The following is a 12,051-nucleotide window of genomic DNA, read 5'->3' as shown; positions in this document are numbered from 1 at the left end:
GCTCCGTCCTTTCACTAGCAGTATCGTCACCCGCTCCCTTCAATTTTACCCCTTTTTGGTCCCACAGACAAGCACAGAAAACTCTCCTCGAACGGAATTTCCCTCCTTGAGCGAGGTTGCGACCTCTTCGGCGGTACCTCTGAGTATCTCCTCGTGCATCTTGGTGAGCTCACGCCCCACTACGATGGTCCTGTCGGGGGAGAGAACCGAGAGATCGTCGAGGAGCTTGAGGATGCGGTGGGGCGCCTCGTAGAGGAAGAAGGCCTCGCCCCGGTCCAGGAGCTCGGCGAGCCGGCGTCTCCTCCTCCCCTGTTTGGGCGAGAGAAAGCCCTCGAAGGTGATGGTCTTCTCCTCGATGCCGCTCGCGCTCACGAGGGTGGTGAAGGCCGATGGACCGGGGACCGGGACCACCCTGAACCCCGCCTCCCTCACCTTCGCCACGAGAAAGGCGCCGGGATCGCTCAAGGCCGGTGTGCCCGCATCGGTCACGTAGGCCACGTCCTTGCCTTCCTCGAGGGCCGAGAGTATGGGGGGCACGCCTTCCTCCCGCTTGTGGCTGTGATAGCTTATGGTGCGGGTCTCGATGCCGTAGTGTGAGAGGAGGATGCGGGTCCGTCGGGTGTCCTCGCAGGCGATGAGCGACACCTCCTTGAGCACCCTGAGTGCCCTCAGGGTGATGTCCTCGAGGTTGCCTATGGGGGTCGCGACCACGAAGAGACTCGCCACGTATCCTCCCTCGTGTGGTAAAAATGCGCGGATTCCAGTATAGTACACCTCGTGGACCCTGTCATCCTGATACTGGGGACGGTCACCGTGATCCTCATAGGCCTGCTCGCCGCCGGGATGGTGAAGGACGTGCTGAGCAGGGAACGGGCCCGGACCTCCGGGAGAGACTCCTCTGCCCTTCCCCGCTGTCCGGTGTGCAGGACCCCCCTCGCTCCGGGCGAGCGGGTCTCATCCCGCGTCTTCTCCAGAGGGAAACAGGCGAACCAGCTGGGCATCGTGGAGAGCATGGCCCACATCCTCGGTTGCCCCCACTGCTACCCCGCCCCCCGGGAGGTGAGACGGAGGTGCCCGGTGTGCGGGAAAGACCTGCTGGTCACGGACGTGCTCGTGGCCCGCATGTTCGAGAACACCAGAACAGGGAGGAAACATGTACGGATCCTCGGATGTTCAAGGTGCAGGGACTAGAGGAACGACCGGCCACGAGATGCGGACGATTCAGAGGGCAGGCTTCCTCTCCATCGTGGGAAACGTGGTCCTCTTCGGCATAAAACTCGCCGCAGGACTCACCAGCGGATCCATCGCCGTGGTGGCCGATGCCTGGCACACCCTCTCGGACAGCATCTCGTCGATCGTCCTGCTGGTGGGAGCCCGTACCGCCCGCAAACCCGCCGACGACGACCACCCTTTCGGCCATGGGCGGGCCGAACTCATAAGCACGGTGATGATCGGCACCATCCTGGGGATGATCGGCATCACCTTCGCCCTCGACGCCGTGGAACGCCTCTTCCACCATGAGGGGGCCCACTACACCGACTTCACCCTCTGGGTGGTGGGGTTCTCCATCCTCGCCAAAGAGGCCATGGCCCAGTACGCCTTTGCGGTGGCCCGGAAGACCGGCTACTCTTCGGTAAAGGCCGACGGCTGGCACCACAGGAGCGACGCCCTCTCCTCGCTCCTCCTCCTCGTGGGTATCCTCGCAGGCGGCAGGTTCTGGTGGATGGACAGCGCCCTCGCCCTGGGCGTGAGCGTGTTTCTGGGCTACACCTCGTACAGCATCCTGAAGGAGGCCTTCTCTCCCCTTCTCGGTGAGGCTCCTCCTGAGGAGCTGGAGACCCGGATACAGGAGGTGGTGCGGCGAACACAACCAGAAGGCCCTGATATCCACCACCTCCACGTCCACCACTACGGGCGACACACCGAGGTCACCTTCCACGTGGTCCTCGATGGGGAGACCTCGCTGAGGAAGGCCCACGAGATCGTCTCGGTCATCGAGCAGGATCTGAGGAGGGAGCTGGGGCTCGAGGCCACCATCCACGTGGAACCCTTCGAGACATGGAAGGATCGCCAGCTCCGTCGGCGAGCGAGGAGTAAGGAGCCCCCCGCGGATCCGGGTGCATGAGGGCTCTTCCTTGCCTTTGCCCTCTCACTGTGTTAGAGTTGCACCCATGGCACACGAGACCCCTTTTTCGGCGTGGAAACGCACCACCACCTGCGGAGCACTGCGGGCAACAGACGCAGGGAAGGAAGTGATCCTCAACGGCTGGGTCCACAGAAAGCGTGACCACGGGGGGATCCACTTCATCAACCTGAGGGACAGGTACGGGATCACCCAGGTGGTGGTCGACGAGGAGAGCCCCGAGGAGGTGCGCAGGCTCGTCGAAGCACTCAAGTACGAGTACTGTATCGCGGTGAAGGGCGTGGTGCGACTACGGCCCGAAACCATGCGCAACCCCCAGATGCCCACAGGGGACATCGAGGTGCTCGCCACAGGGATCCGCCCGCTCTCGGCCTCGGAGCCCCTCCCCTTTCCCATAGACGACGCCATCGATGCCCGGGAGGAGCTCAGGCTCCAGTACCGGTACCTCGACCTGAGGCGGCCCCGCATGCAGCGCAACCTCACCCTCCGGCACCTGGTGGCCTGGCACGCGCGGGAGTACCTCGTGGGAAAGGGGTTCTACGAGATCGAGACCCCGACCTTCATCCGATCCACGCCGGAAGGGGCGCGGGACTTCCTGGTGCCTGCGAGGCTCCATCCCGGCAGGTTCTACGCCCTCCCCCAGTCGCCGCAGCTCTTCAAGCAGCTCCTCATGGTGGCGGGGTTCGACAAATACTTCCAGATCGCCCGATGCTACCGCGACGAGGACGCGAGGGGAGACCGCCAGCCCGAGTTCACCCAGATCGATATGGAGATGAGCTTCGTAACCCAGGACGACGTCCTCGCCGAGACCGAGGGACTCATGGCCCACATCTTCCAGAAGGCCCTGGGCGTGGACCTCTCCCTCCCCTTCCCCCGCCTCACCTATGAGGAGGCCCTCGACCGTTACGGCACGGACAAGCCCGATCTCCGCTACGGGCTTGAACTCAAGGACTTCACCCTTCACGTGGACAAGGGCTCGTTCCAGGCCTTCCAGAAGGTGGTGGCCCAGGGCGGGGTGGTGAAGGCCCTCGTCGTGGAGGGAGGAGCATCGTTCTCGCGCAAGGAGATAGAGGCCCTCGAGGAGGTGGCGAAGACGTATCGGGCTGCAGGTCTCGCCTGGATGAAGGTGACCGAAGGGGGGCTCGAAGGAGGCGTCGGCAAGTTCTACCAGGAGGCTGCCCCTGCGCTCATCACGTCCCTCGGTGCCCGTCCGGGCGATCTCATCCTGCTCGTAGGGGATACCTGGAAGACGGCGTGTACCGCTCTCGGTGCGGTGAGGACGGCCGTGGCCCGCACGCGCGGGCTCATCCCTGAGGGGGCCTTCTCCTTCTGCTGGGTGGTGGACTTTCCCATGTTCGAGTGGAACGAAGAGGAGCGGAAGTGGGATCCGGCCCACCACATGTTCACCATGCCCAGGGAGGAACACCTGCCGCTCCTCGAGAAGGACCCAGGCGCGGTCAAGGCGGCGGCCTACGACCTCGTGTGCAATGGATACGAGCTCGCATCAGGGTCCCTCAGGATACACGACCCGGAGCTCCAGAGGCGCATCTTCAAGGTGGTCGGATTCAGCGAGGCGGAGGCCGCCTCCCGGTTCGGGTTCCTCACCACGGCCTTCAAGTACGGTCCGCCCCCCCACGGAGGCATCGCCCCCGGGCTCGACAGGCTCGTGATGATCATGGCGGGGGAGGAGACCATACGAGAGGTCATCGCCTTTCCCAAGACCGCCGCAGGGCTCTCCCCGCTCGACGGATCACCCGCCGAGGTCGACCCTGCACAGCTCGAGGAACTCCACCTGCGGGTGGTACTCCCCGAAGAGGACTAGTCCTTCCCGTGGAGGTCGAGCCTGGCCGCCACGTGCGAGAAGAAGCGGGAGACCCTCACGGCGGTCTCCCTGTCCCTCACCATGCGGGCGATCACCTTCCTCACCGAGAAGGCCACCTTTTCCTCGGGGATGTTCCGGTAGTAGCCCAGTTTTTCGAGCACCTCCCTGGCCCTGACAACCGCCTCCTCGAGATAGGGCCGCAGATCCTCCTCCCGGTTCGGTGCGAGCGAGAGGAAACTCGCCCGCATGAGCTCGTAGAGCACCACCATCACCGCCTGGGCGAGATTGAGCGAAGGACACGAGCCCGACGAGGGAATGGTGAGGATGAGGTCGCACGCCTGCACTTCTTCCGAGGTGAGGCCCGTCCGTTCCCTTCCGAAGACGAGCGCCACCTCCCTCCCGGTGAACTCCGCGAGAAAGGCGGGGAACTCCGGGAGGTAGAGATCGGGCATCCGGTACTGGCCGTGCCGGCGGGTGACCGCCACCCTGAGATCCACACCATCCAGGGCTTCCGCCAGGGTCTCACACACCCTCGCCCCTTCCAGGATCGATTCGGCGTGCACCGCATACCTCTGGGCCGGTGGTGAGAGGTGGTCACACGCAGGCCGCACCAGGACGAGCCTCTCGCGTCCCATGTTCGCCATGGCCCGGGCCACCATCCCCACGTTCTCCGCTCCTTCAGGCTCAACCAGAATCACGCGGACCATGGCCCTATCTCAGCACAAGATCGTACACCGTGCAAGGGGCCCCTTGTTTTTATACCTTGGAGTGACGATAATTAACATAGACGGTCAATGGAGAGGATCCCAATGGCACGACCTCGTATCGCCATAAAGCTCGCTGACAACAGCCTCTTTCCCGTTCTGGAAGAGGGCACCCCTTCGCGGAAGCGCGTGGTTCTCGAACCTGCCCACACCCATCAACGAGCGGTCCACATAGATCTCTATCGCACCCTCGACGAGGAGGGAGGGGAATATCTGGGGACCCTCACCGTCGACCTCCCCGACTATGACGGTGAGAAGCCCGAGGTGGAACTCGTCCTGGAGATGGATGCACACGAGCACCTCTCCGCCACCGCCCGAGAGAGGACTTCGGGTGAGACGCGGCACCTCGAACTCACCATGGAAGAGCCCTCTCCCGACACAGACTTCTCCATGCTCACCCGGATGCCCGAAGAAGAGGAGTCCGCCGAGGAAGAGGACTTCGAGGAAGAGGAGGAATCCCTCACGGAACGTTCCTACGACGAGGACTTCGGCACCCCGTTCGATGAGGAGGCTTCCCTCTCATACGAGGAGGGCGAGGAAGAGGAAGGGTTTTCGTTCGAAGAAGAGCGGGGTTCCTCCTCCAGCCTCATGAGCGAGGAGGAACAGAACCTGCTCCAGTCGGGATTCGAGCGGGAGGAAGAAGAACGATCGGCCGCCCTTCCCGTCAAGAGAAAGCCCTCCATGTGGGTCCCCTTCATCCTCGGCTTCATCCTGGGCGTACTCGTAGGGGGAGTACTCTCCTACCTGTTCCTCCCCCGTCTCCTGGGAGAGGTGACGGCTCCCCAGGTGTCCGCCCCACCCCGGACCACACCCGCCGCCACCCCAATCCCCGCCCCCACGCAGGCACCCGAGGCAGCACGACCTGCACCCTCCGAGTTCACCATCATCTACACCCCCACATGGGGGGATACCCTCTGGGACCTTGCCGACTCCTTCTACAACAACCCATGGCTCTATCCTGCCATCGCCGAGGAGAACCACATCCCCAACCCCGACCTCATCTATGCGGGAAAACCCCTCAGGATCCCGCACATCAGACCGCAGGAATGAGGTCTATGCATGGTGCATAGTGCTCCTCCCAAAGAGATGAGGCACTCCTCACCCTCTCCTACGGTGAGAATGTATTTTCCTGTATGACTGAGAGATATCCTCATCAAAAATGCCTGGAAGCATATGAAGCAAGACGTTATTTTGGTATGTTATTTGCTTTGAACACTGTGAGTCAGAAGGGCATGGAACACTTATCCCCATCTTAAGGAGGGCCATATATGAAGCTGCGTAGCCTCACGACATTTCTCTTTCTTCTCCTCATCTCCGTCTGGCTCTATGCTGGCGGTACCACCGAGTGGCAGGAAGCAGAGGGGAAGGAGGACTGGAAAAAAGAGTTCGACCTCCAGGAGACAAAACCCGGTACCCACAACGTGATCATAAAGGCCATCGATTTTGCAGGAAACGAGTCCATCGCCGGACCGTTCAACATCAAGGTGGATCCTGCCTCCGACCTCCCGGTGGTGCGGATCGTCTCCCCACAGGAGTACGAGGTGGTGCGTAATGCCTTCAACATCGTGGGCGTGGCGGTCGACGACGACGGCGTGGCACGGGTCCTCGTGAAGCTCGACGACGGTTCCTACCAGACGGCCGAGGGAACCGAGTACTGGCGGGTCGCAGTACCCGCCTCACGACTCACCGAGGGAACCCACACCATCTCGGTGAAGGCGGTGGACGTGAACGGCACCGAGGGACCGGAGATCACCTCCACATTCGTGCTCGACACCGCTCCGCCGGTGATCGAGTTCACCTCGCATCAGAGTGGCGCCCTTGTCTCGGGGAAGATGGCTCTCGAAGGTGTGGTGAGGGACGAGACCGGCGTGGAAGCACTCACCGTCACCATACCCTCCTATACCGCAGTAAACAAAAAGGGAGAGGAGGAGCACATCCCGGAGAAAACCCTCACGATGGGTCTCAAGTACGACAAGGGCGAAGGAGTCTACCGATTTTCCCTTCCTCTCGATACCAGGCCCTTCCCCGACGGCCCCTATGTGTGGTGGTTCACCGCCACCGACGGCACCGGGACAGAAGTCCGCACCCCCTTCCTCCTCTTCGTGGACAACGAACCGGCCACACTCAGCGTACTCAACCCTGAAGACGAGGCCGTGGTCTTCGGGAAGGTGGGCATCACTGGCACGGTGAGGGATGCCATAGGGGTGAAACGGCTCTGGTACACCTTCAAGGGCGAAGAGCACGACCTCGAGATCATACCAGGGAACCCGTACTGGCACCTCACCCTCGACACCACGCAGGAAAAGGACGGCACGCTCGAACTCATCGTGCATGCAGAGGATGCGAGCGGCAACCTCTCTTCCCGGAAGCTCCGGCTCAAAAACGACAGAAAGGCCTTCCAGCCTCGGGTGGAGATCCTCTTCCCCACCCAGGAAGAGGGTGAGCCGCTCCTCACCTCGGATGAGGTGCTCGTGGGCCGTATCGTGGGACCCAACCCGCCTGAGAAGGTAAGGGTCCTCGGTATGGGAGACGATCCCAAACAGGGGGTTGAGATCCCCGCCTCCATGGGATTCTACGTACCCCTCGAGGGACTTCCCCCGGGCCGACACACCCTCACCCTCATGGGGGTGGACGTCTACGGTCTGGAGAGCCCTCCGGTGAAGGTCTCGTTCCAGATCGCCCCCAACGCGCCGATCCTCACGGTCGAGGAGCTGTTCTATACCGACACGGGCGAATCCCTCACCTGGAAGAACGGCCTCACCTACGATGCCTCCCGCAAGGCCGTCCTCCGGGGAAGGATCACTGCCCAGGAGAAGCCCTCCTCCGGCGTGCTCTACGTGGGAGGGGACGACCTCTGGGCCCTCATGCCCCTCGATCCCGAGAACATCCCGCAGTTCCCGAACACGGTGAGAAAGACGGGTCTCAAGATCAGTCCTGACGAAGAAGGCGGCTATGTCTTCGAGGCCTCTCTTGATCCCAAGGCAGGCCATGGGGCCCTCGCCGCGGTCTTTGCGCTCACCATGCGCGACGGGCGTACCTCTCTCTTTCCCCAGGTCATCTCCTATCAGGCACCTCCGCCGAAGAAGGAAGGCGAGAGTCTCCCCCCGCCTGTCAAGCCCGATGAGGTGTTCCTCCTCGACTACCGCCTCTCCCATGGGACCATGGTCTGGACGGATCGCACCCCCCTCGTAGGCTTCTTCTCGGGAAAAGGGATACGAGAGGTGGTACTCGAAGGGGCCGACGATCTCCTCAGCGTGAGACACGAGGACACCCACCTCATCATCACGCCTCAGAAGGCGGGAAAGGCCTCGGGCGTTCAGGTGGTGGTGACCTCAACCGACGGCCGCACCTACCGTTCACCCCGCTTCAATGCCGAGATCGATCTCGATGCCCCTGTACTCACGCTTAGTACCCCCTCGGATGGGGCGTACCTCAACACGTCGCTCACCATCGAGGGAGAGGTGCAGGACGACGCCGGTCTGCCCCGGCTCTCCTACAGGCTCGACGGTGCCCCCTGGGTGAGCGTATCCGCCTCAGAACCCCGGTTTTCCACCACGATGGCCGTGTCCCAGCTCACCCCCGGCCCACACCTCCTGGAGGTAAAGGCAGTGGACGACGCAGGTCACATGACCCACCGGCGCATCCACCTCTTCTACGACGCCACCCCGCCCACCCTCGCCTTCACCACCCCCGAGGCGGGAAAGACGGTGAACGGCACCATCCTGGTGGCAGGCTCCATCATCTCCGAGGCCCCGGTGGTGCGGTTCGGCTACCTCCTGGAACAGGGACCGTCTGAACCCTCTGCCTCATCGGGGGACTCCGAGGAAGCAGCCGCCAGTACCCCGGAGCCCTCCTTCACCCCCCTCTCTCCGGAAGACGGGATCTTCTCGTTCACGGTCGACTTCTCCCACCTCGCCGAGGAGGGAAAGACCATGAAGCTCATTGCGGAAGATGCGGCAGGGAACACCTCGGAGACCATCCTCTCACCCTCCGTGGACCTCTCGCTCGACAAACCCCACGTGGAGATCCAGACACCACCCGACGACTTCGTGGTCACCAAGGACGTCACGATTGCGGGCATGGCCTTCGACGACGACGGCATCTCCAAGATCGTATGGAAGCTCGACGACGGCACCTGGCAGGAGGTGCCTGCGCAGCACACCTTCTCCTTCACCATTCCCCTCTCCTCCCTCTCCGACAATGAACACACCGTGGAGATCTACGCCGTGGATCTGTTCGGGTTGCAGGGGGAGATCGCCTCGAAAACACTCAGGGTGAGTCTCAGCGAACCGGAGGGTGCCATGGTCTCCCCCACGGTCGAGGAGACCGTAAGAGGAACGGTGATCCTCAGGGGAACGGCGGGTGACGCGAACGGGATCGATTCGGTACGGGTCTCCTTCGACAACGGGAACTCCTTCCACTTCGCCCACCTCACCATAGAAGGTACGGAGTGGACCTACCCGCTCGATACCACCATCTTCACGGACGGTACGTACGCGGTGCAGTTCGTGGTACGCGATGGATATGGCATAGAGGCCTCGTACTCTGCGCTGGTGAACGTGGACAACACGCCTCCCGAGATCACCATCACCACCCCGGAAGAAGGGGCCACCGTCTCGGGAGAGGTCCGGCTCTCAGGCCGTGTCTCCGACAACATCCAGCTCACCTCCTTCAAGGGGATCCTCGAGCCCATCAACAACCAGCTGGAACCGGTGGAGGTGACGCTCCCGCTCGAGAGGGTGCTCACCACTCGCATACCGTTGGGTGAGCTCTCGCCCGGGTGGTACAACCTGAGACTCGAGGCCAGGGATAAGGCAGGCAATGTGGCCCTCGTGGACAGGAACCTCTTCGTGGTGGCACGGACCGAGGGCGCCTCGGTGCACATCCTCTTCCCCTCCGAGGGTGAGGTCGTCCACGGGCCCGTGGTGGTCGAAGGTGTGGCGACGGCTCCCTCGCCGGTGGAGAAGGTGCAACTCTTCCTCGAGGACGGATTCCTCACCTCGGCCGACGTGAACCCCCGCGGATATTTCAGGGCAGTCCTCGATCCCGGCAAGGTCCCCGACGGCGAGGTCACCCTGAAGGCCGTGCTCTCCCACGATGGGGCGCGGGTGGAGAGCGAGCCGCGGAGCTTCATCTACCAGAAGACAGGGCCCTACCTCACCCTCGAGAGCCACATGATAGGCGATATGCTCACCAACAGGCCCTGGATCAGAGGGACCGCTGCCTACCTCACCACGCTCGATCCCGAAGATCCGGACTACAGGAAGAAGATACGGGAGTTCGAAGTGGTGCGCATACAGGTGAGTCTCGACAACGGGAGGACGTTCGAGGAGATTCCGGCCCGAGAGGAGTGGGAGTACCGCGTGGAGACGGGCTTCCTCCCCAATGGTCCGCTCCCTGTCCTGGTGCAGGCCTCCTTCCGGAACGGTGAGACCGCCGTCCTGCGCACCCTCTTCGTGGTGGACAAGATCCCGCCCGAGGTGAAGGTGATAGCCCCGCTCGAGGGCGACAGGGTCAACGAGAAGCTCGTGGCGTTTGGTATTGCGGACGACAACTTCGGGCTTAAGGACGTGCAGATAAGCCTCAGGGCCGGAGACAAGGCCGGGTACGAGATACCCGAGTTCATCCAGGGGATGTACCTCGACGCCCATTTCCTCGGCATGACCTACTGGAAGGCGGGCCTTGGCCTCACCTTCTTCGACAACAACGTGAAGCTCCAGGTGAGCTATGGTCTCGGCCCGCGGACCACCGCCGAGGGCAAGCCGGCCCGCCTCTCGGGCCAGTTCATAAGCGGCAAGCTCCTCGCGAGCCTCCTCTCCGTGCCGTTCGAGTCGTTCCTGGGGCCCGACTGGGACTGGCTCTCGTTGAAGCTGGCCCTCGGAGCGGATTTCAGCTACATCCTCCTCTACGATCCCATCGAGGTGGAGGAGGCCCAAGGGACCAGGACGATCTCCTCCGTGGTCTTGAGCGCCATCCTCGCCCAGCTGGAGTTCCCGATCGTGGAGGTGAAGCGCTTCCCGGCCTTCCACACCTACAGCCTCTACGTGGAGCCGGAACTCTGGTTCATCCCCTCGGACGTGGATCCGAAGATCGTGCCCAAGCTCACCTTCGGCACCCATGTGGTGATGTTCTAGACCGGTGCGCCGAAAGAGGTGAGAGGCGGGCTTCCTGAGGGAGCTCGCCTTTTTCGTAGGGTGGTACTACAATGTGAAGAGGAGAATACCTCATGTGATACGGTTCCCAGGATATACCGTTGCAGGAGTGGGTATGAACAGGAGAAGCAAACAAAGACAGAGGACTGACAGGGAAGTGAGGTCGTTCTTTCCCCCATGGGTGTGGATGGTGCTGGGAGGGGTCCTGGTGGCAATTGTGCTTGCGGGTGGGCTGTGGTGGTACGTGACGTACTATGCTCCACGGTGGTATGTGACCCCGGAGACCGATGAGCTGTGGCGCGCGTTCCTGGAAGAGAGGGAGGATGCTCCCTTCCGGCGGGTGGAGGTGTTTCCCGGCAGCTATGAGGCGTGCAGGGCGCCGGGGGTCCTCATCACGTGGGGGGTTCCCGAAGGGAAGGCCCATGCGTTCGAATGGGGGGAGAGCGAGGATACGGGGTTTCCCGAGGGGTATGTGAGGCTCGTGAGGGATGGGGCGGTACCGGCAGGGAGTGTGCCACTGGTGGTGGATGTGTGGATGGTGTTCCGGCGCGCAAGGCAGGAGAGGCTGACGCGCGGGGATCTAGCCGCAGGCCGAGGCCGGGTGCTGGTGGCGGGGGGGACGCCGCGGGGCAGGTGGAGCGCAGGGGTGCAGGGGGCACGGTTTGGCGTGGGGGGGGAGGAGAGCGTGAGGACGTGGCTGGATGCGGGGGTGTGGGCAAGGGGGTCGGAGACTGCGGTGTGGGAGGATGTGTGGGCGCGGTTTTTTGCGGAGCAGGGGCTGTGGGTGTACGCGCCGCTCGCAGAGGCGGTGAGACTGGGACCGGGGAAGGTGGGGCTTCTCGAGGCAGACCGGTTCCCCGATCCGGCTGAGGTGGCCGAGTACGAGCTTCCCGTGCGGGTCCTGTGGGCTGTGCCTGTGGGCTGGAGGAATAGGGGAGCGGTGGCGCAGGGGCGTGCGTGGGCAGGGGAGCGGGAGGTGCAGGAGGCCCTTGCGATGAGGACAGGGCTGGTGCCGACGGTACGGGGAGCAGAGGCGCCCAACCCCCTCGCGTGGCGGGCAAAGGCCGCATGGGATGCGAGTACAAGGCTGGTGGTGGAAGGCCTACACTAAGACCGCCTTCTTCCAGGGAGTCGATGAAGACAAAAAGAAGGGGCTGCCGGAAGGCAGCC

Annotated in this window: 8 protein-coding genes; 6 read left to right on the top strand and 2 right to left on the bottom strand. The window is 63.0% G+C overall.

Annotation, left to right across the window (positions count from 1 at the left end):
- Positions 1-45 precede the first annotated feature (45 nt).
- Complete coding sequence (gene rsmI, locus SPITH_RS00735; protein ID WP_014623841.1) at positions 46-726, bottom strand: 16S rRNA (cytidine(1402)-2'-O)-methyltransferase; 681 nt, start codon at positions 724-726, stop codon at positions 46-48.
- Between the two features lie 51 nt (positions 727-777).
- Here rsmI and SPITH_RS00730 point away from each other — a divergent pair, with 51 nt between their 5' ends.
- The 3 genes from SPITH_RS00730 to aspS are packed head-to-tail and all read left to right on the top strand — an operon-like array spanning position 778 to position 3,965.
- Positions 778-1,191: a hypothetical protein gene (locus SPITH_RS00730; protein ID WP_014623840.1), complete on the top strand. Its 414-nt coding sequence runs from the start codon at positions 778-780 to the stop codon at positions 1,189-1,191.
- A gap of 19 nt (positions 1,192-1,210) precedes the next feature.
- Positions 1,211-2,125, top strand: a complete 915-nt coding sequence (locus SPITH_RS00725; RefSeq protein WP_245523413.1) for a cation diffusion facilitator family transporter — start codon at positions 1,211-1,213, stop codon at positions 2,123-2,125.
- Between the two features lie 46 nt (positions 2,126-2,171).
- Positions 2,172-3,965: an aspartate--tRNA ligase gene (gene aspS, locus SPITH_RS00720; protein ID WP_014623838.1), complete on the top strand. Its 1,794-nt coding sequence runs from the start codon at positions 2,172-2,174 to the stop codon at positions 3,963-3,965.
- Here aspS and SPITH_RS00715 read toward each other — a convergent pair.
- Complete coding sequence (locus SPITH_RS00715; protein ID WP_014623837.1) at positions 3,962-4,672, bottom strand: RNA methyltransferase; 711 nt, start codon at positions 4,670-4,672, stop codon at positions 3,962-3,964. The two genes, aspS and SPITH_RS00715, sit on opposite strands and share 4 nt — an antisense overlap.
- A 102-nt stretch (positions 4,673-4,774) precedes the next feature.
- Here SPITH_RS00715 and SPITH_RS00710 point away from each other — a divergent pair, with 102 nt between their 5' ends.
- The 3 genes from SPITH_RS00710 to SPITH_RS12690 all read left to right on the top strand — a co-directional run bounded on the left by SPITH_RS00710 (position 4,775) and on the right by SPITH_RS12690 (position 11,992).
- Positions 4,775-5,779, top strand: coding sequence for a LysM peptidoglycan-binding domain-containing protein (locus SPITH_RS00710; RefSeq protein WP_014623836.1), 1,005 nt, complete (start codon positions 4,775-4,777; stop codon positions 5,777-5,779).
- Between the two features lie 218 nt (positions 5,780-5,997).
- On the top strand, positions 5,998-10,863 hold the full coding sequence (locus SPITH_RS00705) for an Ig-like domain-containing protein (protein WP_014623835.1): 4,866 nt from the start codon (positions 5,998-6,000) through the stop codon (positions 10,861-10,863).
- A 133-nt stretch (positions 10,864-10,996) separates the two neighbouring features.
- On the top strand, positions 10,997-11,992 hold the full coding sequence (locus SPITH_RS12690) for a hypothetical protein (protein WP_014623834.1): 996 nt from the start codon (positions 10,997-10,999) through the stop codon (positions 11,990-11,992).
- Positions 11,993-12,051 lie beyond the last annotated feature (59 nt).

This window comes from Spirochaeta thermophila DSM 6578, assembly GCF_000184345.1.
Taxonomy (GTDB): Bacteria; Spirochaetota; Spirochaetia; order Winmispirales; family Winmispiraceae; genus Winmispira; species Winmispira thermophila.
Note: the sequence above shows the minus strand (reverse complement) of the source record. Positions and strands in the feature narration are given on the sequence as shown.